Source organism: Paenibacillus woosongensis (assembly GCF_009725165.1).
Classification (GTDB): Bacteria; Bacillota; Bacilli; order Paenibacillales; family Paenibacillaceae; genus Fontibacillus; species Fontibacillus woosongensis.
Genome location: NZ_WNZW01000010.1, coordinates 69,726 through 92,746 on the forward strand (window position 1 = coordinate 69,726; position 23,021 = coordinate 92,746).

A 23,021-nucleotide genomic window follows, 5' to 3' on the forward strand; every position below is an offset into this window, starting at 1 on the left:
AGCCGTGAAAGGGGTTAACTATGCTAGGAATAGTGAAGAAGATATTTGGCGACACGAATGAACGTGATGTCAAACGTCTTATGAAGACGGTGGACTTAATCAATACATTAGAACCGAAATTTGAGGCGCTGTCGGACGAGCAGCTGCAGGGCAAAACGGCCGAGTTCCGCGAACGGATCGAGAAGGGCGAGACATTGGATGAACTTCTTCCCGAAGCGTTTGCGACGGTTAGAGAAGCTTCGCGCAGAACGCTGGGCATGCGCCATTTTGACGTACAGCTGATCGGGGGGATGGCCCTCCATGAAGGCCGCATCGCCGAGATGAAAACCGGTGAAGGTAAAACATTGGTAGGTACCTTGCCGGTTTATTTGAATGCGCTCCTGGGCAAAGGCGTTCATGTCGTTACGGTCAACGACTATCTGGCACAGCGCGACAGCGAGCAGATGGGACAGATCTATAATTTCCTCGGCATGACTGTCGGGGTGAACCTCACCGGGATGGAGCATGCGGACAAGCAAGAAGCTTACGCCTGCGACATTACCTACGGAACGAACAATGAGTTCGGGTTCGACTATTTGCGCGATAACATGGTTCTATACAAAGAGCAGATGGTTCAGCGTCCGCTTTACTTCTGTATCATTGACGAAGTGGACTCGATTCTGATCGACGAGGCGCGCACGCCGCTGATCATTTCTGGACAAGCTCAGAAATCGACGGAGCTGTATTACGCAGCAGACCGTTTTATTAAGAGGCTTGTGCCTGAAGAGGACTTTACGGTTGATATTAAAGTTAAAGCAGTATCCTTGACAGAGAAAGGGGTAGCCAAAGCCGAGAAGGCTTTTGGCATCGACAATCTCTATGACCATGCCCATGTCACGTTGAACCACCATATCGTTCAAGCGCTCAAGGCGAATGTTATTATGCGCCGCGACGTAGACTATGTCGTCACCGAAGACGAAGTCATGATCGTCGACGAGTTTACGGGCCGCTTGATGGCGGGACGCCGGTATAGCGAAGGGCTGCATCAGGCGATCGAAGCCAAGGAAGGCATCGAGGTACAGAACGAGAGCATGACGCTGGCGACGATTACGTTCCAGAACTATTTCCGTATGTACCGCAAACTGGCGGGAATGACCGGTACGGCGAAGACCGAGGAAGAAGAGTTCAAGAAGATCTACGGCCTCGAAGTGCTGCAGGTGCCGACAAACCGTCCAAACCGCCGGATCGATATGCCGGATGTCGTGTATAAGAGCGAGGAAGGCAAATTCAAGGCCGTCGTTGAGGAAATCGTAAAACGGCACAAAGAGAAGCAGCCAATTCTTGTCGGTACAGTATCGATTGAGAATTCCGAACGTCTCTCCGAAATGCTGAAGCGCAAAGGTGTCCAGCATAAAGTACTCAACGCGAAATACCATGAGGAAGAAGCGGAGATCATTTCACGCGCAGGGGAGCCGAACTCCGTGACCATCGCTACGAACATGGCGGGCCGCGGTACGGACATCCTGCTTGGCGAAGGGGTAGCCGAAGTCGGCGGTTTGCATATTATAGGTACCGAACGCCATGAATCGCGCCGGATCGATAACCAGCTTCGCGGACGTGCGGGCCGTCAGGGCGATCCGGGCTCCACGCAGTTCTACCTGTCGCTCGGCGATGAGCTGATGAAGCGCTTCGGTGCGGATAACGTGCTCAACATGATGGAGCGCCTTGGATTCGAAGAAGATCAGCCGATCGAGAGCAAGATGATTACGCGCGCCGTGGAATCCGCCCAGAAGCGGGTCGAAGGCAACAACTTCGATGTGCGCAAGATCGTCCTGCAATATGACGACGTTATGAACCAGCAGCGCGAAATCATCTATAAACAGCGCCGGGAGCTGCTCGAATCTGAGAACATCAAGCAAATCATTATCGATATGATCAAAGCGGTTATCGAGCGGGTGGTCGAAGCGCATACGGCCGACGAAATCCCAGAGAACTGGGAGCTGCAGGACGTAGCGGAGTATATGAACGCCAAAATGCTGGATGAAGGCGCGATTACGAAAGATGAGCTGTGGGGCAAAGAGCCCGAAGAAATGGTTGAATATATTTTCTCTAAAGTGATGACCAAATACGATACACGCGAGGAAGCGCTTGGACCAGAAATGGTTCGTGAATTTGAGAAGGTTATCGCGCTTCGTGCGGTGGACAGCAAGTGGATGGATCACATCGACGCCATGGATCAGCTTCGCCAAGGTATCCATTTGCGGGCATACGGCGGTACTGATCCGCTTCGCGAATATCAATTCGAGGGCTTTGAAATGTTCAACCAGATGGTAGCCAGCATCCAAGAAGAGGTTGCCACATACATTATGAAAGCACACGTTGAGAGCAATCAGGAGCGCCAGGCGGTTGTGGACGAGAGCAAAATCTCCACCAGCGGCGAGCCCGCGGAGAAACGTCCGGTTCAACGCGGCGACCAGATTGGACGCAACGATCCATGCCCATGCGGCAGCGGCAAGAAATACAAGCACTGCCACGGGCAGAACGCATAAAGTACGCAGAATGACTCTTGCAGCAGGCTAGAGCATCCTGAATCCTCAAGTACATTTGGGAAGGTGAATGAACAACGATGATCGACCCGAGCATTAAGCAGGATATGCGGGAAATCGCAAAGAAACTATCCAATCTTAGGGGGTCTCTTTGACTTAGATCTCAAGCATGAAATGATTGCCAACTACGAGGACAAGATGGCAGCCCCGGATTTCTGGGACGACAATGACAAAGCGCAAGGCATCATTGCCGAGCTGAATGCCATCAAATCCTCGGTAGACCAATACGAAGCGCTGCAGCGGGAGTATGATGATACGGCGTTGATGGCCGAACTCGCCGAGGAAGAGGGCGACGAAGAGCTTGCGGCCGATATCGGCGGCTCCGTTGAAGCGCTGCTGAAGAAGCTGGAGGATTTCGAGCTCCAGCTATTGCTCAACTCGCCGTACGATAAGATGAACGCTATTCTGGAGCTGCATCCTGGAGCGGGCGGCACCGAGTCACAGGACTGGGGCCAAATGCTGCTGCGAATGTATACCCGCTGGGCGGAGAAGCATGGCTTCAAGGTCGAGACGCTGGATTATCTTCCAGGTGACGAGGCGGGAATCAAAAGCGTTACGCTGCTGGTCAAAGGATACAACGCCTACGGCTACCTGAAGGCTGAGAAAGGGGTACACCGTTTGGTGCGAATTTCTCCGTTCGATTCTTCGGGGAGAAGGCATACCTCATTCGTATCCTGTGACGTCGTACCGGAAATTACGGAGGACGTGGATATCGAAATCCGGTCAGAGGATTTGAAGATCGATACGTACCGTGCAAGCGGGGCCGGCGGACAGCACATCAATACGACGGATTCCGCCGTACGGATTACTCACCTGCCGACAGGTATCGTGGTGACGTGTCAGAATGAACGTTCCCAGATCAAGAACAGAGAGCGGGCCATGACGATGCTCCGTTCCAAATTGGTCGAACGCAAGCTGGAGGAGCAGCAAAAGGAATTGGACGAAATCCGCGGCGAACAGTCGGATATCGCCTGGGGCAGCCAAATCCGATCCTATGTGTTCCATCCTTACAGTATGGTGAAGGATCACCGCACATCGGTAGAGTCCGGTAACGTAGGGGCCGTCATGGACGGGGAGCTTGATCCGTTTATCGATGGATATTTGCGCAGCCAAATCAAGACCGAGCCCAAAAACTAAGTTATAGATTGAGACAAGAATTCCTACACTAGCGTTAGCGTGTAGGAATTTTTTTGGAGCCAAATAAGGAGGATTACCGTGCCATCAAAGTCACGCAAACGCAGACCAGGGGACTATATCCCGCTAAGCGGCCCGTTCCGGCATGCGCTTGATACGTTCATGATCCTGATCGGGGCCTTCATCACCGCCATGGCCTTTAACCTGTTTCTCGTACCCGCTCATATTGCTTCTGGCGGCGTTTCCGGGCTGTCGATCATCGCTAAGTCGCTGTTTAATATTGAACCAGCATATACCCAGTGGATGCTGAATATCCCGTTATTTACTGCAGGATATTTACTGCTGGGAAGATATTATGCGCTCCGTTCGCTGCTGGGGACGGTATTCCTGCCGTTGTTTGTGTTATTGACCAAGGATTGGGCGGCACCTACGACGGATCCGCTTCTAGCCTCCTTGTATGGAGGGATCGGTGTCGGCTTGGGACTGGGTCTTGTTTTTCGGGGCCGGGGCTCTACTGGAGGGCTGTCCATCGCGGCGCATATTATTCAGAAATACAGCGGGCTAAGCCTATCCCTTTGCGTGGTGCTGATGGATGGGCTGGTCATAGTCCTGGCCGGCTTCGTCTTGTCGCCAGAGCGGGCGCTGTACGCCTTGATCGGGCTTTATATTACAGGGAAGTTCATCGACGTGGTGGAGCTAGGCTTCAATTATACGAAGGTGGCTTATATTATAGCCGATAAGACCGATGAGATTGCGGATGCCGTATTGCATCATTTGGACCGGGGGCTCACCAAGCTGTCCGCGCAGGGCGGCTACACTGGAGATGATCGGACGGTGCTCATGGTTGTGGTCGGGCAGAGTGAAGTGACAAGTCTGAAAACGCTAGTGCAGACAATCGAGCCGACGGCGTTTGTCATCATTACCAATGCCCATGAGGTGCTGGGGGAGGGATTCTCGCTGGGCCGGGGGAGCAAATATAATAAATCGAAGAATCCGGGGTAAGGCCTGGGTTCTTTTTTTGCATATTGCTTCAGTTATCCATTTGTGCGGAATAAATAATTATGCATGGCGGTTGTATTTATATAAGTATAATCGTATAATAATACATATTTTCTTTTCGGATCGCAAGTGAGCAGGGAACGTTTAGAAACATACCGAAAATAGGGAGAGGAAGAGAGGTTATGACGGTGTCTGGAGATGCAAGCAAAGTAAAGGTGGCTATTGTCGGTTCCACGGGGTATGGAGGTGTGGAGCTGATTCGTTTTTTATTGGGACATCCGCTGGCGGAGATCACCTCTGTCATTTCGGCATCAAGCGCCGGGGTACCGATTACGGATGGATTTCCGCATTTATCGGAAATCCTGGTTCAGGACCTGGACGGAGTAGACCCGGAGGAAATAGCCAAGAAGGCGGATTTCGTATTTACGGCAACACCGTCCGGAGTAAGCAGCAAGCTCGTGCCACAGTTGCTGGAGGCGGGGCTTAAGGTTATCGATCTATCTGGAGATTTTCGCATCAAGGATGGTTCGGTCTATGAGGCCTGGTACAAACACGATGCCCCGGATGCTGGCGTGCTGGAGCAAGCGGTATACGGGTTAAGCGAAATTAACGGCGACGATGTCGGCGGCTCGGGATTCATTTCAAATCCGGGATGCTACCCGACGGCTACGCTGTTGGGATTGATCCCGGCGCTAAGTGCAGGCTGGATTGATCCAGCGACAATTATTATTGACGCGAAGTCCGGGGTTTCCGGCGCCGGCCGCGGCACCAGCCTGATGACGCATTATGCGGAGATCAACGAGAATTTCAAGGCTTATAAAGTCAACAAGCATCAGCACATTCCAGAAATCGAGCAAAGTCTGTCGCAAATTGCGGGAGAGCAGGTGACCGTCACATTTACGACGCAGCTGGTGCCGATGACGCGGGGGATTATGTGTACGATGTACGCTCAGCTCAAGGGAGCTTATACCGATGAGGATTTAACCGAGCTGTATCGCCAGTATTATGAAGGCAGACCGTTCGTGCGGATTCGCGAGGCGGGCAAATGGCCGGCGACGAAGGAAGTATTCGGTTCGAACTATTGTGATATCGGCTTTGCCGCAGATCCTCGTACGGGAAGATTAACGATTATATCGGTTATCGATAACGTCGTAAAAGGTGCAGCAGGTCAGGCCATTCAGAATATGAATCTAATGATGGGTTGGGATGAGACGACGGGACTTAAGCTCAGTCCAGTTTATCCGTAATCGCGAGGGGAGAAAGCCATGGGAGAGGTTAGCAAGTTTACTGTAGTTACTGAGGGAACGGTTACGACGCCGCAGGGTTTCCGGGCAGGGGGACTGCATTGTGGCCTGAAAAAAACATCGCGCAACGATCTCGGCGCGATTGTGTGTGAAGTGCCTGCCGTAGCAGCAGCCGTGTATACATTAAATGTATTCCAGGCTGCGCCGCTTAAGGTGACGCGCGACAGCCTCGCCTCTAGCAGCCAGCGGCTGCGGGCGATCGTCGTGAACAGCGGCAACGCCAATGCCTGCACAGGCAAGCAGGGCGAGGACGATGCCTACGCGATGCGCGCAGCGGCGGCGGAAGCCTTCGGGCTGCGGCCGGAGGAAGTCGCCGTGGCGTCCACGGGCGTCATCGGCGAGCTGCTGCCGATGGAGCGCGTGAACGCCGGGATTCATGGACTTCCGGCAGTGGTAGCGTCGGGAGCCGACGGGGCGGAGGAATTCTGCCAAGCCATCCTGACCACGGACCTCGTGAAGAAAGAGGTATGCGTGAAGCTGAACGTGGATGGACGGGAGGTCAGCATCGCCGGAGCCGCCAAAGGCTCAGGCATGATTCACCCGAACATGGCGACTATGCTTGGCTTTGTCACGACCGACGCGGTTATCGATGCCGAAGCGCTGCAGGCGCTGCTCCGCAAGGTGACCGATGCCACCTTCAATATGATCACGGTCGACGGCGATACGAGCACGAACGACATGCTGCTTGCGATGGCGAGCGGGCTGGCGGGAAATGAGCCGCTGACACCGGAGCATCCGGCATGGGAGAGCTTTGCAGCTGGCTTCGGCTATGTGTGCGAGGTGCTCGCCAAGGCGATCGCCCGCGATGGCGAGGGAGCGTCACGGCTCGTCGAGGTGAACGTGGAAGGCGCGGTCAGCGATCTGTCGGCCCGGGCTATTGCGAAGACGATTATCGGCTCCAGCCTGGTGAAATCGGCTGTATTTGGCGCCGATGCGAACTGGGGCCGCATCATCGCGGCGGTAGGACGCGCTGGCGAGCCGGTGAACCCGGAGACGGTGGACATTTCGCTCGGCAGCATTCGTGTGCTGACAGGCTCCCGGCCGATTCCATTCGATGAGGACGAGGCGCTTGCTTATCTGCAGGGGGACACCGTGGTTATCCATGTCCACCTGCATAACGGCGAAGGCCAGGCTACGGCCTGGGGCTGCGATTTAACCTATGACTATGTACGGATAAATGCGGCATACCGCACTTAACTTCGGGTTTTTCGACACATAATGATACTTCATGAGAATCGGAGAGGGGTTTTGGAGCGATGAGAACAGCGCTGGATAACAGTAATACGGCAAGCAATCCGCTTGCGGCAAACGGAACGTTTGTAATGAAATGTGGAGGCAGCACGCTCGCAGAGCTTCCGGATTCCTTTTTCGAGGATCTGGTGAAGCTGCAGCAAAGCGGAGTGCAGCCGGTTATCGTCCACGGGGGCGGGCCGGCGATTTCCGACAATCTGAATAAGCTCGGCATTGAAACGAAGTTCGTGAACGGGCTGCGATATACGTCTGAGGAAGTGCTGGACGTCGTAGAGATGGTGCTGGCCGGAAGCATCAACAAAGGCATCGTGCGCCGTATTGGGCAATCCGGGGGCAAAGCGTTAGGTTTATCTGGCATAGACGGTCAACTGATCACCGCGCAGCCGGTAGCGGCTAGTGCAGAAGTCGGGCTTGTCGGCGACGTTACCAAAGTCGATGCCGCTCTGATCGAAGGCGTAATCCAGCTTGGATTTATGCCGATCATCGCGCCGCTTGGCGTGGATGCGGCGGGCCAGCGTTACAATATCAATGCGGACACGGCAGCCGGGGCGGTGGCGTCGGAGCTCGGCGTGGAGCGAATGATCGTCGTGACGGATGTGCCGGGCATTCTGAAGACCATCAACGGGGAAAAAAGAGTACTGCCGACCGTAACCGTGCAGGAAATCGAAGACATGATTCAGACCGGTGAAATTTACGGTGGCATGATCCCGAAAGTCCGGGCTGCGATTGCCTGTATCCATGGCAAGGTGCAGGAGGTCGTCATCGTGGACGGCAGTGAACCGGGGATCTTAAGCCGCGTTCTGTCCGGCGAGGAAATCGGGACGAAAATTGTGCGGATGCAGTAGCATGGCATTTTAGACTGCGTTATAGTTAATAGAGTGAAATGAAGAGATTTTATCCAAATGAGTAGGAGTGACAAGCGATGGCACAAAGTGATCTTAAAGAAGCAAAGGCATCCAAGGCGGCGGACGCGAAAGCAAAGAGCGCGCTGTTTCCAAGCTATGCCCGCTATCCGATCAGTCTCGTCAAAGGGCATGGCAGTTGGCTGTGGGATGACCAGGGAAATCGTTATCTCGACTTTATGAGCGGCCTTGCGGTCACGAATCTGGGGCATGCTCCCGAGAAGGTTACGGCCAAGGTCAAAGCTCAGCTGGATGAGCTATGGCATGTATCGAATCTGTTTCATATTCCACAGCAGGAGAAGGCTGCGCAGCTGCTGACGGAGGTCACTTGTGCCGATGTCGTGTTTTTCTGCAACAGCGGAGCGGAGGCGAACGAAGCAGCCATCAAGCTGGCGCGTCGCTATCATCAGAAGATCAAAGGAACCGGCCGTTATGAAGTGATCACATTCCAGCAATCGTTCCATGGACGGACGCTGGCGACGCTGACGGCTACGGGGCAGGATAAGGTGAAGGACGGCTTCCTGCCGCTGCCGGAAGGCTTCAAGACCGTACCGCTGCATGATATGGCCGCGCTAAAGGAAGCCATCGGGCCGAATACGGCGGCGGTCATGCTGGAGATGATTCAGGCCGAGGGCGGCGTATATCCGGTTGATCCTGAATTCGTTCAAGAGCTTGCCGCGCTGTGCAAAAAAGAAGGACTTCTGCTGATCGTAGACGAGGTGCAAACCGGCATGGGCCGTACGGGCAAATGGTTTGCGCACGAGCACTACGGCATTGAGCCGGATATCTTCACCTCCGCGAAAGGCATTGCGAGCGGACTGTCCGTCGGGGCAATGCTCGCCAAGGAATACCTGCGCGAAGCATTCACGCCGGGCAGCCATGCGACTACATTTGGCGGCAACCCGGTAGCGGCCGCGGCGGTCATCGCAACGATCGAGACGATGCTGGAGGACAGCATTCCGCAGCGCGCGGACGAGATGGGCAAATATTTGCACGAACGTCTTCAAGAGGCGTTCAAGGATGAACCGTTCGTGAAGGCTATCCGCGGCAAAGGCCTGCTGATCGGCATCGAATGCGCAGAGCCGGTAGCGGACCTGGTTACCGAAGGCCAGAAGCGGAAACTGCTGTTCGTCACTGCCGGTCCGAATGTCATTCGCCTGCTGCCGAACCTGAACGTGAGCCAGGAGGAAATCGATCAAGCCGTCGATACGCTGGCAGGGATCATTTCCGCTTATACATCCAAGGAGGAAGTGTAGTATGAGTCTAATAGAGGGAACGAAGAAGAATGCATTTAATCTGAAGGGCCGCGATTTCATCGAGCTCAGCGACTATACAACGGAAGAAATTCAATATTTGCTTGACCTCGCGATCGAGATTAAGGATAAGCAGAAGAAGGGCGAGGTCTACCATCCGCTAAAGGGGAAAACCGTCGGGCTTATTTTCGAGAAGTCTTCCACGCGGACGCGGGTATCCTTCGAGGTTGGCACCTACCAATTGGGCGGGCACGCCTTGTTCCTGAGCAAGAATGATATCCAGCTTGGCCGCGGCGAGACGATCGCCGATACGGCGGCCGTCATGTCGAGATATCTGGACGGTATTATGATCCGTACCTTTGGTCATGAGAATGTCGTCGATTTGGCTCGTTATTCGACCGTTCCGGTCATCAACGGGCTTAGCGACCTGGCGCATCCTTGCCAGGTGCTGGCGGATTTGCAGACCATTTATGAGCATAAAGGAACCCTCAAAGGCCTGAAGCTGGCCTACATCGGCGACGGCAACAATATGGCTCACTCCCTGATGATCGGCTGTGCAAAACTCGGGGTTCACATCTCCGTGGCGAGTCCGGAAGGCTACGAGCCGGATGCGCAAATTACGGAGCAAGCCCGGCATATCGCGAAGGAGACGGGAGCGGCTGTCGAGGTTGTCCGTGATCCGAAAGCGGCGGCAGCGCAGGCGGATGTCATTTACACAGACGTTTGGGCAAGCATGGGCTTCGAGGAAGAGCAGAAGGCGCGCGAGGCGGCGTTTGCTGCGTATCAGGTCAATGAAGAGCTGGCGCAGCATGCGAAGCCGGATTATTTGTTCATGCACTGCTTGCCGGCCCATCGCGGCGAGGAAGTGAGCGAAGGGGTTATCGACGGCAAGAACTCGATTATTTTTGATCAGGCCGAGAACCGTCTTCATGCCCAGAAAGCGCTGATGGCAGCGCTGATCGGTTCATAGATTTCAAATCGGAGCTATAAAAAGTAACAGGAGGATCATTTAATATGGCAAAAAATAAAATCGTGCTCGCCTACTCTGGCGGCTTGGATACATCGATCATTCTCAAATGGCTTAAGGAAACGTACGATGCCGAGATCATTGCTTTCACGGCGGATATCGGCCAGAAAGAGGAACTGGACGGCCTGGAAGCCAAAGCGCTGGCTACCGGGGCTTCCAAAGTATATATTGACGATCTGCGCGAGGAATTCGCCAAGGATTTCATCTACCCGATGTTCCAGGCTGGCGCAATGTACGAAGGGCAATATTTGCTCGGTACGAGCATCGCCCGCCCGCTGATCGCCAAACGCATGGTTGAAATCGCCCGTGCGGAAGGCGCTATGGCTATCGCCCATGGCGCTACAGGCAAAGGGAACGACCAGGTCAGATTCGAGCTGGCTGCTGCTGGTCTCGCTCCGGAAATTCAGGTGATCGCCCCTTGGCGCCTCAGCGAGTTCCGCGACCGCTTCCCGGGCCGCGCGGAAATGATTGCGTACGCCGAAGAGCACGGCATTCCGGTTACCGCCTCTGCCGCAAAATCCTATTCTATGGACCGCAACCTGCTGCACATCAGCTATGAGAGCGGCGTGCTCGAGGATCCTTGGTACGATGCGAGCGGCGAGGAGAGCAAGGATATGTACCTGCTCAGCGTATCCCCGGAGGATGCTCCGGATCAGCCGGAGTATTTGGAGCTGGAATTCGAGCAGGGCAACTGCGTCGGCTTGAATGGCCAGCGTCTTGACCCGCTTGGCGTGATGGAGAAGCTGAATGAGCTTGGCGGCAAGCACGGCATCGGCCGGGTAGACATGGTCGAGAACCGTTTCGTCGGCATGAAGAGCCGCGGCGTATATGAGACGCCGGGCGGTACGATTCTGTTTACAGCGCATCGCAAAATGGAATCCCTCACGATGGACCGCGAAGTAATGAATTTGCGCGACAGCCTGATTACCCGTTACAGCACGCTCGTATACAACGGTTTCTGGTTTGCGCCGGAACGTCTTGCACTGCAGGCGCTCGTGACGGAGAGCCAGAAGAACGTGACCGGAACTGTGCGCGTGAAGCTGTACAAAGGGAACATCATCGGGGCCGGCGTCAAGAGCCCGGTCAGCCTCTACAATCCCGACATCGCCACGATGGAGGCCGATCCGACCGAAGCTTACGATCAAGGGGATGCAACCGGCTTTATCCGCCTAAATGCGCTCCGCCTCAAAGTAAGCTCCGGCGTAGAGCAGAACAACAAGTAATTGAAGCTACGTTTGAAACAGATAAGGAGTGAATCAGGTGAGCAAGCTGTGGGGAGGCCGCTTTACGAAGCAGACCAACAAACTAGTTGAAGAATATACCGCATCCATCGGGTTCGACAAGGCGCTGGCGGAAGAGGATGTGCAGGGAAGCCTGGCGCATGTGACGATGCTGGCTAAGTGCGGAATCGTTCCTGAAGAGGATGCGGCGAGAATCAAGGAAGGATTGCAGTCCGTCCTTGAAAAAATCCGCCGCGGAGAGCTTGAGTATTCCGTCTCGGACGAGGATATTCATATGAATATCGAGAAGAATCTGATCGAGGAAATCGGACCGGTCGGCGGCAAGCTGCACACGGGCCGCAGCCGTAACGATCAGGTGGCCACGGATATGCACCTGTATTTGCGCAAGCGGGTCGTCGAATTCGTGGGGCTGCTGCATGACCTGCAGGAGGCCCTGATCGGGCAAGCGAAGGCCAATCTGGATACAATCGTACCAGGCTATACCCATTTGCAGCGGGCTCAGCCGATTCTGTTCGCTCATCATCTGCTTGCTTACGTCTCGATGTTCCAGCGGGACATCGAACGCCTGCAGGACAGCTACAAGCGGATTAACGTCCTGCCGCTCGGCGCGGGGGCTCTGGCGGGAACGACTTTCCCGATCGACCGCCATTTCGTGGCCGAGCAGCTGAATTTTGGCGGCGTCTACGAGAACAGCCTGGATGCAGTCAGCGACCGCGACTTCATCCTGGAGTTTCTGGCGGATGCATCGATCCTGATGATGCACTTGTCCCGTTTGAGCGAGGAATTGGTTATGTGGAGCAGCACCGAGTTCCGCTTTATTGAGCTGGACGATGCGTTCTGCACGGGCAGCAGCATCATGCCGCAAAAGAAGAACCCGGATGTGCCTGAGCTTGTGCGCGGGAAGACAGGCCGCGTCTACGGCAACCTGATGGGCCTGCTGACCGTCCTGAAGTCCCTGCCGCTCGCTTACAATAAGGACATGCAGGAAGACAAGGAAGGCATGTTCGATACGGTGGCAACGCTGCAGGGAGCGCTGCAATTGTTCGCTCCAATGATTGCTACAATGAAGGTGAACAAGGAGCAGATGCGCGAGGCCGTCAACAAAGACTTCTCCAATGCGACCGACATCGCCGATTTCCTGGCCAACAAGGGATTGCCGTTCCGTCAGGCTCACGAAGTGATCGGCAAGACGGTGCTGTATTGCATTCAGCACAATAAATATTTGCTGGATCTCTCCCTTGAGGAATTCCAGCAATTCTCGCCGCTGTTCGACGACAGCATTTACGAGGTGCTGCAGCCGGAGACGGTCGTTAATGCCCGTAACGTCTACGGCGGTACGGCGACCGGCCAGGTGAAGGCCGCGATTGGCCGGGCTGAGGAGAAATTGCAGGCGACCGGTCAATGGGTGCAGGAATATTTGGCTAAGAGCAAATAATAATGATGCATTTAAAGCATTTATGAAATGATCAAGAGCAGATTTTGCCCCTGGGGCAGGATCTGCTCTTTTTTACGACTAAATGGGGTTTACAAAGAAAATCAAATGAATTTACAGTAAATTATCATTTATTTTCATGAAAAGTATAAAAAAATATTGAATTTTGTCGAAATATAGATATATAGAATGATTGACTAAGGTCAATCATGACAGGGTATCTAGTCATTCCGAGCTATGATAGAACAAAAAAGGTATGTAACGTCCATTGAAGCAAAGAGTAATTAGGTGAGGAACGGGTATCTGCATAATGGATTTTGAGAGGAGACAACAATGAGAAAGATATGGTCCAACTTACGGCGAGTCATCGAGATCAACTCGCTGCGGAATCGTCTGCTGCTTGCATTCACGATTATGCTGGTCATTCCTAATATGGTGATTATGGGATCTAGTCTGACAAGCGCCAAGCATGAAATGGAATCTAAGATCGGGAATGCATCCAAAACGAGCGTCGAGCTGATGAATGAAGCGCTGAATGCTTATATAGAAGCGCAGGTACAGAACGTCGAGCAATTGGTCATGCAGATGAATTCCAAGCAAATCGATGAAGGATCGCCAGAGGTACAAGCGATGCTGGAGCTGTTCATGGCGAAGCATCCTGGGCTTGAGCTGCTTACCGTAGGCAACAATAACAAGGCTTTTATGAAGGCGCCAGACCCAGGCCCGCATGAATATGATCCCACAGATAGGGACTGGTACAAGGCCGCACTTGCCGATCCACAAAAGACAGTCATTATCGATCCTTTTAAGTCGTCGACCACAGGACATCATAATTTGTATATCAGCCGCGCTCTTCCAGATGGGCAGGGAGCTATGACCGTATCCTTTAACATGGAAGCCATCAACGAGTTCACCCGGAACGTGCAAATCGGCAGTGAAGGATTCGTATATATATTCGACCGCAGCAACAAGATTACATACCATCCGCAGTACGAGCCTGGCGATGATGCTGTAGGAGAGCATATTTCGAGAATTCAGGCCATGGATTCGGGATTTATCGATTACAAAAGCGAGCTGACGGGCAAGCCGCAGAGAGCTTACGTTCTGACGAACGAGCTGACGGGTCTTAAAATCGTCGGGGTTCTGGAAATTAGCGAATTCGATAAAGCGATTGTCCCGATTGTCTGGACATCTGTGATCGTGCTATGTATCGCGCTCATCGTTTCTGGCCTCGCGCTATTTCTGATTATTCGCAGCGTAACGCGTCCTATTGAGCAGCTGAACGCCTCCGCAAAGCGCGTGGGAGAAGGTTATCTCAATGAAGAAGTATCAATTAAGCGGAAGGATGAAGTCGGACAGCTCGCCGGGAACTATAACGAGATGGTCGCTTCGATTCGCGGAATGGTGATGGACGTCGCGGAAATCTCCAGCCAGCTTGCCGCTTCCAGCGAGGAGCTGACAGCCGGGACTGAGCAGAACGCAAAATCAGTCGAGCACGTCGTGGATCTGGTTCAGGTGTCCTCCGAGGGAGCCGAGAGACAGGCCAGCGTCTCGCTGGAGAGTGCCGATACGATGGAGGAAATGTCCCAAGGCATTTATAAAATCGCCGAAGCGTCGGGAGCGATTGTCGATTCCTCGTCCCAGACGGTTGAGGATGTGCGTTACGGCAGTGAAAAGGTAGAGCAGGTCGGCCTGCAAATGGAGGAAATCCGGCGTTCTACAGAGCAGTCAGCCGAGCTGATGCATAAGATGAACGAGCTTAGCGCCCATATTGCCGGGATGAGCTCAGCGATTTCGGATATCGCCGTCCAGACGAATCTGCTGGCGCTGAACGCGGCGATTGAAGCGGCGCGTGCTGGTGAGGATGGCCGCGGCTTCTCCGTCGTGGCGGGCGAAGTGAGGAAGCTGGCTGAACAGTCCAGGGAGACGGCGGAGCAAATCGGCGAGGATATCGTGCAAATGACGAGCTTGGTAGAGAAGGCCTATGCAGTCATGAACGGCGAGGTTGCAGATAACGTCAAACGCGGCATAAGCGTCACTACCGATGCGCAGAATGCGTTCCGGCAAATCGAGCAATCGACGCGTCATATTACGGAGCAGATTCACGATGTTTCTGCGATTACGCAGCAAATGTCAGCGAGTGCCGAGGAGATTGCCAATTCCGTGAAGCATATCTCGGAAACCTCGCAGCAGAGTCTCGACTCCTTCCAGAGCGTAACGGCCGCGACGCAGGAGCAGCTGGCCTCGATGGAGGAAATTTCGTCAGCCGCAGAGGGCTTGGCCCGTATGGCGGCGGATATGCAGACGAAGATCGAGCACTTCAAGGTCTAATCTCCTTATAGCAGCGCCCAGAGTATCTAATTGCACCCTTAGAATAATGTTGGGAGAACCATCCTGGTCCAACCAATGAAATTCTAGGGGTGCATTTTTTATGCGATGCTAGCTATAGGCTGGAAGATCAATGAGTCTCTTGTAAGAGGAGAATATGTATAGAAAGAGCTTTTTAGGATAAATAGATGAGTTACAAAATCCATTTTAATCGTCCAACTTATAATAAATGGATTAATAGTAGTTAGTTTCTGCGGTAAAGAAGGGGATGTAGATTTAAATGGATTTCATGTCTCTAAAAGAAGAGAAACTGCCAATAACGGTCTGGGTGCTTGATTGTAGGTGCATAAAATCCATCTAATCCCGGGAAACACTTGTCTAGAGCATCATTAGATGCATGAATTCCATTTAGTGCACGACACAGCATAGTGAACAACAGCACCTTATATACAATGAACTAAAGATGGGGAGCAGCAGCGTGCACTCTTTAGAATAGACATTGGAAACCAAACTGGTTTGTCCGGTGAATTCTGAGGGTGCGCTTTTCTTTTTGCAAAATTAGATATTCTGAAAATATTGAATGATTTTGAGCAATTGTCTCCTGTAGCTCTACGGGACTCTCCATCTATACTAAAAGTAAGAAAAGGAGAGTGAACACATGGAACGAACAACACCTTTAGCTAACGGGACGCCTGAGCGTAAAAAGCCATTTCTCAAGCGTTGGGACTCTCCCATTGCAGGATATCTGTTTATTTCCCCGTGGCTGATCGGGTTTTTGGCGTTGACGGCCTACCCGATGCTGTTGTCCCTATATTATTCCTTCACCAACTATACTTTAATGAAACCGATCGAATGGGTCGGTATGGAAAACTACAACCGCATCTTTACGGCAGACGAGAAATTCGTCCAATCGGTCAAAATCACGTTTTATTACGTTCTGGCTTCGGTGCCGCTGAAGCTCATTGCCGCGCTGCTTGTGGCCATGCTGCTGAATAAGGCGGTGCGCGGGATTTCAGTTTACCGGACGGCCATTTATTTTCCGTCCTTGATCGGGGGAAGTATCGCCGTTTCCCTGCTTTGGAAAAACATCTTTGGCGTGGACGGCTTCTTCAACAAAGTCCTGGGCGTTTTCGGCATTCCAGGCACAGGCTGGGTGACGAACCCGGATACGGCGCTCTGGTCGCTGATCGTATTGTCCGTATGGCAGTTCGGCTCTTCGATGGTTATTTTCCTCGCCGGTCTGAAGCAGATTCCGACTGATCTGTATGAAGCTTCCTCGGTGGATGGAGCGGGCAAGCTTAGACAGTTTTTCAATATTACGCTGCCGATGCTGTCGCCAACCTTGTACTTTAACCTGATTATGGGGGTCATTAACTCCTTCCAGGTGTTTACGCCAGCGTACGTCATTACGGCCGGAGGCCCAATGAACTCCACTTATGTGTATGCGCTTTACTTGTATGAGCGGGCGTTCAGCCGTTATCAGCTTGGATATTCCTCCTCCTTGGCCTGGATTATGCTGCTGATGATCGTTGTTGCCGCTGTAGCCATTAACGTGACATCGAAATACTGGGTGTTCTACGAATCCGACAGCCAAGGAGGGAAAAAGAGAAAATGACCCAATCAAAATGGAAAGGCTTAACTCGTCATGCAATGCTCATCATATTCAGTTTGATTATGGTCTACCCGGTCATTTGGTGGATCGGCGCTTCCTTGAAAAGCAACCAGGAGCTGAGCTCCCCGTCGCTTTTCCCGACCGTACCCCAATGGTCCAACTACGTTAAAGGCTGGCATTCGGTTCCCGGCTTTACGTTTACCGATTTCTATATCAATACCTTCTATTTGATTATCGCGGTGATTATCGTGACGGTCATTTCCAGTACACTGGTCGCTTTTGGATTCGCCAGACTGGACTTCCCGCTGCGGGGCTTCTGGTTCTCGCTGCTCATGCTCACGCTGATGCTGCCAGGACAGGTGCTTATTATTCCGCAGTATGCGATGTTCCACCAGTTCGGCTGGGTCAATACGTATTTGCCATTTATCGTACCCCACGCTTTAGCCGGGGGGGCAGGAGGAACCTTCTTCGTATTCCTGCTGATCCAATTCATTCGCGGTATTCCGCGGGAGCTGGATGAGTCGGCAAAAATCGATGGCTGTAACTGGTTCGGAATCTATTGGAGAATCATCATGCCGCTGATGAAGCCATCGATCGTTACCGTTATCATCTTCTGCTTCCTTTGGAACTGGGATGATTTCCTCGGTCACCTGCTGTACATTAACTCTGTAGATAAATACACGGTAGGCCTGGCTCTGCGGATGATCAACGACTCTCAGGGCGGCGCGGAATGGGGACAATTGCTAGCTATGTCGCTTGTGTCCATCCTGCCGGCAACGCTGCTGTTCAGCTCCGCTCAGAAGTACTTCGTAGAGGGCGTAGCTACGACTGGAATTAAAGGCTAGCCAGCAAGGAACATAATCGTTTACAATGAAAAAACATTGAGGCTTATACAGCTTCAATGTTTTTTTAGATGATGAACGCCTATGGAAAAGGGGACGTCCTTATGACTAATCCATTTAAAAGATACCGCATTGATCTTCTGTTCATCCTTTGCTTCGGCGGCCTGATCACGCTCGTGCTGGCCAGTACGGTATGGATCAGTTATGCCATCTCCTCCCGCGAGCTGGCCGAGAATACGTCTTATTACCAGAAACGGCTGCTGGAGGAGCTGAACAATGAAATTACGGGCAGGCTTACATCGATTGAGCAGGTCTCTCTGACGACTTCCAGAGATAACGATTTGCTTGCATTCCTGTCAGGCAAGGATGACATGTTCGACCGCTACCGCAGGTCGATGGGCATCAAGCAGGCACTGGCCCATCTGACCTATTCGATTCCGCAAATCCAAGCGATCGATTTGTTCCTGGAGCAGCCGCAATGGGGAGACCATCAGAGCTATATCCAGTTTCACCAGCTGGAAGCGGCGGAGGAGCAGCCCTGGTATGCCGCTCTGGAGAAGAACGACTTCGCCTGGTCAGAGGAACATCAGATTTCAACTTTTAAGGGAGAAGCGTCCGTGCTGAGCTTTTCACGGAAAATTTATTATAATACACGGTTTATGGGCATTCTGGTCGTTCATGTGAAGGCGGATTGGATCCGGAGCATGCTCGAGGGATACTCGCAGGATTCGAACCGCATCTTATTGGATAGGAACGGCAGGGAACTGCTCAGCATCGGGAAGTCCTTGCAGGAAGCCGGTCTGGTGGAGTCCGATCCGCGGTTTACGGGCGAGTCCGGCGTGTTCCGTCTTAATACGCAGCCGCACAGCGTCGAGAATCTCATCGTTTATTCCAAGGTGGCGGATTCCGACTGGATGATCGTTGAGATCACGCCATGGAAGCAAATTACGGCAGGCAGCGTGAAGCTGGCCGGGGCGATTATTTCTATCGGCATTGGCGCCTTGCTGCTGGCCTTCCTGCTGACGCTCTGGTTAAGCCGGCAATTTATGAAGCCGATGGCCCAGCTTGTCAAGGCGATGAAGACTTATGTCGTTGGCGGAGCGCAGCCGGAGCTCACGAGCGATTATACCAATGAATTCGGCGTGCTGTTTGCGGGATACCGCAGGCTGAATGAGCGGATTGAGGCGCTTTATTTGTCGCTTGCCGAGCGTTACGAGCAGCAGCGCAAGGCCGAAATTGAAGCGCTGCAGGCGAATATCAACCCGCATTTTCTCTATAATACGCTGGATCAGCTGAATTGGATGGCGATCGCGGAAGGCCAGGACAAGATGAGCCGTATCCTGGAGCTGATGGGCCGTATGTTCCGCATCGGCTTGTCTCATGGAGAAAGCTTCATTACGATTGGTGAAGAGCTTACGCACGTCGGTTGTTATTTGGAAATCCAGCAGTTAAGATGGGAGGACGGGCTAGAATACGAGGTGCATGTATCCCAAGAATTGCAGAAGCTATTTATTCCGAAGATGACGCTCCAGCCCTTTGTAGAAAATTCGATCATCCACGGGTTCAATTCCAGACAAAGCGGCAAAATCGTCATTCAAGTGACAGAAGAGGGCGAACACATCCGCATCGTCATCAAGGACGATGGAATCGGACTTTCCCATAATCATGATAAGGGGAATAACCGGCGCAAGGGCGGGTATGGCATACGGAACGTAAGGGAAAGATTCTCGGCTTATTTTGGCGAAGCCTTCGATATTGCGCTTGCCGACGGCGAGCATGGAGGGACGGTCGTATCGATTGTGTTCCCGCGGCTGGAGGAGGCGCCGGGCAAAAGTGAAAGATAATCGGACGATTTTATAATAAATTGTGCATCTCTCTTATATTCCAATCTACAAGGAATTGATAGGATAAAAAGTGACTACAATACATTTATCTTTTTAGGGGGTAAGTCAACATGATGAAATGGAAGCGATTGCAGATTGTTGCGGCATTGCTGGTATGTTCCTTGCTGCTGGCAGCTTGCGGCGGCAAAGGAGATAACACAGGAGCAACGGCTGGCAATACTCCGGCTGCATCCAATTCAGCTTCAGAGAAAGTAAAATTGCGGGTGATGTGGTGGGGATCCCAGCCACGCCACGAAGCTACGCTGAAAGCGCTAGAATTGTACACCGAGAAAAATCCGCACGTGACCTTCGAGCCTGAATACTCGGGGATGGACGGCTATCTCGATAAACTGTCTACTCAAGCGGCAGCGCACAACGAACCGGATATTTTCCAAATGGATCCGGGCTGGATTTCCGACTGGACGTCCCGCAACCAATTGGAAGCGCTGGATGGCAAAGTTAATCTGACTGACTTGACGCCAAGCCTTCTGCCGATTGGCCAAAAAGACGGCCAGCAATACGGCGTACCGCTCGGCTCTGTAGCATTCGGTATGATCTACGACAAGGCTGCTTTGGAAAAAATGGGCGTAGCTGCACCACAATACGGCTGGACGTGGGATGATTTCTTCGCCCTGGCGGAAGAAGTGAAGCCTAAGCTCGCTAAAGGCCAATATTTCACACTCGACTATGCCGGCAACTACTTCATGTTCAGCGCCTATCACTATGCTAAAGGCAAAGGCACGCTGATCACCGAAGACGGTAAATTCAACATCGACGAAGCGACATTCCTGGAGTGGACGAAGAAATTCGAACAGCTGCGCAACGACGGCCTGATCCCTCCAGCGGATTTGAACGCATCTGACAAAGAAATGGATCCGACAGCTGACCTGCTGGTTAACGGCAAAGTATTGTTCCGTTACTCTTTCTCCAACAACTACACGACTTGGGACAGCATGAAAGAAGGAGCATTCGATCTCATCTCTATGCCACGTGCTGAAGAAGCGGGCGGCTGGCTGAAGCCATCCATGTTCCTCAGCTTGTCTCCAAACTCGAAGCATAAGGAAGAAGCAGCGAAATTCATCGATTGGTTCATTAACGATCCAGAGGCAGGAACAATTCTTGGAACGGCTCGCGGCGTGCCTGCCAACGCGAAAATTGCAGAAAGCCTGATTCCGAACCTGCCGGAAGGCGAGAAAGTAGGCATGCAGCTGATCGACGCAACGACTCCGGACGGACAAACGTTTACGACGGGGCCGGAAGGCTGGGTTAACTTCATTGATAAAGATTTCCCGCTTGTGCGCGATGAGCTGAGCTTCGGCAGAACGACGCCAGAGAAAGCTTACGAGTCCTTGAAAAAAGCTGCGCAAGAATACGAGTAAACTTAATTTTAAATGCGTGTTTAAAAAGTAAGATTCGATGTCGCATGAGCTGCCTGATTTACTTCGTGATCAAAGAATGACTTTTTGAACAACCTCTAAAAAAAACGTCATGCCTGAGGGGCTTAACAGCTTATCAGGCATGACGTATTATCATCATTATAAGATTAGCAAATTGAACATCATGCGCAAACATCATGTTGCAAGAGGAGGGGCTCTACAGATGTGGAAGATTGGAATCATCGACGACGACCGTGCGGTGCTGCAGGGAATTCGGAGAGCGATACCTTGGGACGAGCTGAATGCAGAATGGGCGGGTGAGGCGCTGAACGGAGAAGAAGGGCTGGAGATGATTCGGTCGGCTTCACCCGATATTGTCATTACGGATTTGTATATGCCCGTGATGAACGGGCTAGACATGATCGAGCAGCTGCGGCAAACCGGGTATGCGGGCAAAGTCATCATCCTCAGCGGATATTCGGATTTTGAATATGCCCGTCAGGCTTTGCGTCTGAACGTAAGTGATTACCTATCCAAGCCGGTCAGCGTTCCTACCTTGAAGTCCGTACTGGGCCAGGCCATTGCCGATCTCGAGAAACAGGAAGAGAAGCGCATGAAGCAGGATGAATTGCTGCAGAAGCTGCGTCTTTACGAACCATTTGTCGAGAAGGAATGGGTTAAGTCGGCAGCGGCGGGCACCCTGCAGAACTCCCGTCTGGATACGGAGATTCCAACGCCCTATCGTCATTGGGCCGACTGCGATCATACCGTTCTCGGCATTGAATTGGTCCGTGATCAGCGGGCAACGAAGCTGAGCTTGCCGGACTGGAGCCTCCTTCGATTTGCAATCAGCAACATTATTTGCGAGCTAACCCAGGAGGCCTTTGCCTCCTTTGAATATACCGATTTGCATACGAACCGCTCCGTCGTCATCATTCACAGCGACCGTACGGAGCCAGATGGGCAGCTGCGCCAGAGGCTGGAGCAGCTTGGCGTCCGCCTGATCGATTGCGTCCAGAGCTATTTGAAGCTGAAGCTCCGCATCGGAATTGGCGAGCGCAAGAGCAGCATCAGGGAGATCGGCAATTCGACGGAAGAGGCCTTCCGCGTCATTGATCTGAATCCCCAGCCCGCGGTTTCCGGTTATGATCTGTATGTCTTTGCGCAGGAACTGCACAGCGAAGGCACAGGAACGCCAATCCGGCCCGTGAAGCTGTATTTGGAGCTGGCCGGAGCCATCCGGACATCGCAGGAGAATCAGGCGCGTAAAATTATTTTGGATTACATGACGCGCTTGGAGAAAGAAGAAGGCATCACGAAATCATACGTCGGCATGCTGGCAGGCGAGCTATGGGGAATTATCGCCTTTGCTTTTTATGAAATGGGGACGGTGCTTGACGATATTTTCTCGAATGATTCCATCACTCGGGAAATCGCCGATTTGAAGCGCCCCTCCGAGCTGGCCGAATGGCTTAGCGCCAAGATCGGCATTGTGTTCAGCAGCCGCGAATGGGGCGGCAACGGCAAGCACCGGCAGGCTGTCGACTTCATGATGGAATATATCCACGAGCACTATGCCGAGGATATTACGCTGGCCGGGCTGGCGGATAAAGTGTATATTTCGCGCAACTACCTGTCGATGATTTTCAAGAATATTACGGGCGAGACGTTTAATAATTATTTGACAAGAGTACGGATCGAGAAGGCCCGGGAACTGTTGATGGAGAAAAAAGCATTGGTTTACGAAGTGGCGGAAATGGTCGGATACAAAAACGTTCCGTATTTCAGCACCGTGTTCAAGAAGATCACGGGGATGAACCCGACGGAAATCGTGAAATGAAGAAGAGGTGGC

At 52.6% G+C, this 23,021-nt stretch carries 16 protein-coding genes; all 16 read left to right on the forward strand.

What is annotated here, in order from left to right:
• Positions 1-20 precede the first annotated feature (20 nt).
• The 16 genes from secA (at position 21) to GNP95_RS19670 (ending at position 23,009) form a co-directional block, all read left to right on the forward strand.
• A complete protein-coding gene (gene secA, locus GNP95_RS19595) occupies positions 21-2,528 on the forward strand; it encodes a preprotein translocase subunit SecA (protein ID WP_155612537.1) in 2,508 nt (835 codons plus the stop codon).
• Positions 2,529-2,605: 77 nt separating this feature from the next.
• A protein-coding gene (gene prfB, locus GNP95_RS19600; RefSeq protein ID WP_155612538.1) for a peptide chain release factor 2 occupies positions 2,606-3,722 on the forward strand; the annotation gives its coding sequence in 2 pieces (ribosomal slippage) (positions 2,606-2,677 and positions 2,679-3,722; 1,116 coding nt in all).
• Between the two features lie 78 nt (positions 3,723-3,800).
• Positions 3,801-4,721 carry a YitT family protein gene (locus GNP95_RS19605; RefSeq protein WP_330163526.1) on the forward strand — a complete coding sequence of 307 codons (921 nt, stop codon included), beginning with the start codon at positions 3,801-3,803 and terminating at the stop codon, positions 4,719-4,721.
• Between the two features lie 179 nt (positions 4,722-4,900).
• A complete protein-coding gene (gene argC, locus GNP95_RS19610) occupies positions 4,901-5,965 on the forward strand; it encodes an N-acetyl-gamma-glutamyl-phosphate reductase (protein WP_155612539.1) in 1,065 nt (354 codons plus the stop codon).
• Between the two features lie 18 nt (positions 5,966-5,983).
• Positions 5,984-7,219: a bifunctional glutamate N-acetyltransferase/amino-acid acetyltransferase ArgJ gene (gene argJ / locus GNP95_RS19615; protein WP_155612540.1), complete on the forward strand. Its 1,236-nt coding sequence runs from the start codon at positions 5,984-5,986 to the stop codon at positions 7,217-7,219.
• 59 nt (positions 7,220-7,278) lie between these two features.
• Entirely contained in the window at positions 7,279-8,118 is an 840-nt protein-coding gene (gene argB, locus GNP95_RS19620; protein WP_155612541.1) for an acetylglutamate kinase, read from the forward strand.
• A 77-nt stretch (positions 8,119-8,195) separates the two neighbouring features.
• A complete protein-coding gene (locus GNP95_RS19625) occupies positions 8,196-9,431 on the forward strand; it encodes an acetylornithine transaminase (protein WP_155612542.1) in 1,236 nt (411 codons plus the stop codon).
• 1 nt (position 9,432) lies between these two features.
• Positions 9,433-10,398: an ornithine carbamoyltransferase gene (gene argF / locus GNP95_RS19630; protein WP_155612543.1), complete on the forward strand. Its 966-nt coding sequence runs from the start codon at positions 9,433-9,435 to the stop codon at positions 10,396-10,398.
• A 44-nt stretch (positions 10,399-10,442) separates the two neighbouring features.
• Positions 10,443-11,678, forward strand: a complete 1,236-nt coding sequence (locus tag GNP95_RS19635; RefSeq protein ID WP_155612544.1) for an argininosuccinate synthase — start codon at positions 10,443-10,445, stop codon at positions 11,676-11,678.
• 37 nt (positions 11,679-11,715) lie between these two features.
• Positions 11,716-13,131 (forward strand): argininosuccinate lyase, encoded by a 1,416-nt coding sequence (gene argH, locus GNP95_RS19640; RefSeq protein ID WP_330163527.1) that lies wholly within the window; start codon positions 11,716-11,718, stop codon positions 13,129-13,131.
• 330 nt (positions 13,132-13,461) lie between these two features.
• Entirely contained in the window at positions 13,462-15,459 is a 1,998-nt protein-coding gene (locus GNP95_RS19645; protein WP_155612545.1) for a methyl-accepting chemotaxis protein, read from the forward strand.
• 655 nt (positions 15,460-16,114) lie between these two features.
• Positions 16,115-17,071, forward strand: a complete 957-nt coding sequence (locus GNP95_RS19650) for a carbohydrate ABC transporter permease (protein ID WP_155612546.1) — start codon at positions 16,115-16,117, stop codon at positions 17,069-17,071.
• The gene (locus GNP95_RS19655) at positions 17,068-17,913 is read left to right on the forward strand and encodes a carbohydrate ABC transporter permease (RefSeq protein ID WP_155612547.1); all 846 of its coding nucleotides are present in this window, start codon (positions 17,068-17,070) and stop codon (positions 17,911-17,913) included. Before GNP95_RS19650 ends, GNP95_RS19655 begins: the two co-directional genes overlap by 4 nt.
• A 101-nt stretch (positions 17,914-18,014) precedes the next feature.
• Positions 18,015-19,754, forward strand: coding sequence for a cache domain-containing sensor histidine kinase (locus GNP95_RS19660; RefSeq protein WP_155612548.1), 1,740 nt, complete (start codon positions 18,015-18,017; stop codon positions 19,752-19,754).
• Positions 19,755-19,864: 110 nt separating this feature from the next.
• Positions 19,865-21,172: an ABC transporter substrate-binding protein gene (locus GNP95_RS19665; RefSeq protein WP_155612549.1), complete on the forward strand. Its 1,308-nt coding sequence runs from the start codon at positions 19,865-19,867 to the stop codon at positions 21,170-21,172.
• A 220-nt stretch (positions 21,173-21,392) separates the two neighbouring features.
• Positions 21,393-23,009, forward strand: coding sequence for a response regulator transcription factor (locus GNP95_RS19670; protein ID WP_155612550.1), 1,617 nt, complete (start codon positions 21,393-21,395; stop codon positions 23,007-23,009).
• The last annotated feature ends 12 nt before the right edge of the window (positions 23,010-23,021 follow it).

Excerpts from the sequence above, each read along its gene's own strand:
- argC (WP_155612539.1), top strand. The coding sequence starts at position 4,901 with ATGACGGTGTCTGGAGATGCAAGCAAAGTAAAGGTGGCTATTGTCGGT.
- secA (WP_155612537.1), top strand. The coding sequence starts at position 21 with ATGCTAGGAATAGTGAAGAAGATATTTGGCGACACGAATGAACGTGAT.
- GNP95_RS19625 (WP_155612542.1), top strand. The coding sequence starts at position 8,196 with ATGGCACAAAGTGATCTTAAAGAAGCAAAGGCATCCAAGGCGGCGGAC.
- GNP95_RS19650 (WP_155612546.1), top strand. The coding sequence starts at position 16,115 with ATGGAACGAACAACACCTTTAGCTAACGGGACGCCTGAGCGTAAAAAG.
- GNP95_RS19645 (WP_155612545.1), top strand. The coding sequence starts at position 13,462 with ATGAGAAAGATATGGTCCAACTTACGGCGAGTCATCGAGATCAACTCG.
- GNP95_RS19660 (WP_155612548.1), top strand. The coding sequence starts at position 18,015 with ATGACTAATCCATTTAAAAGATACCGCATTGATCTTCTGTTCATCCTT.
- GNP95_RS19635 (WP_155612544.1), top strand. The coding sequence starts at position 10,443 with ATGGCAAAAAATAAAATCGTGCTCGCCTACTCTGGCGGCTTGGATACA.
- GNP95_RS19665 (WP_155612549.1), top strand. The coding sequence starts at position 19,865 with ATGATGAAATGGAAGCGATTGCAGATTGTTGCGGCATTGCTGGTATGT.
- argJ (WP_155612540.1), top strand. The coding sequence starts at position 5,984 with ATGGGAGAGGTTAGCAAGTTTACTGTAGTTACTGAGGGAACGGTTACG.
- GNP95_RS19655 (WP_155612547.1), top strand. The coding sequence starts at position 17,068 with ATGACCCAATCAAAATGGAAAGGCTTAACTCGTCATGCAATGCTCATC.
- argF (WP_155612543.1), top strand. The coding sequence starts at position 9,433 with ATGAGTCTAATAGAGGGAACGAAGAAGAATGCATTTAATCTGAAGGGC.
- GNP95_RS19670 (WP_155612550.1), top strand. The coding sequence starts at position 21,393 with ATGTGGAAGATTGGAATCATCGACGACGACCGTGCGGTGCTGCAGGGA.
- argB (WP_155612541.1), top strand. The coding sequence starts at position 7,279 with ATGAGAACAGCGCTGGATAACAGTAATACGGCAAGCAATCCGCTTGCG.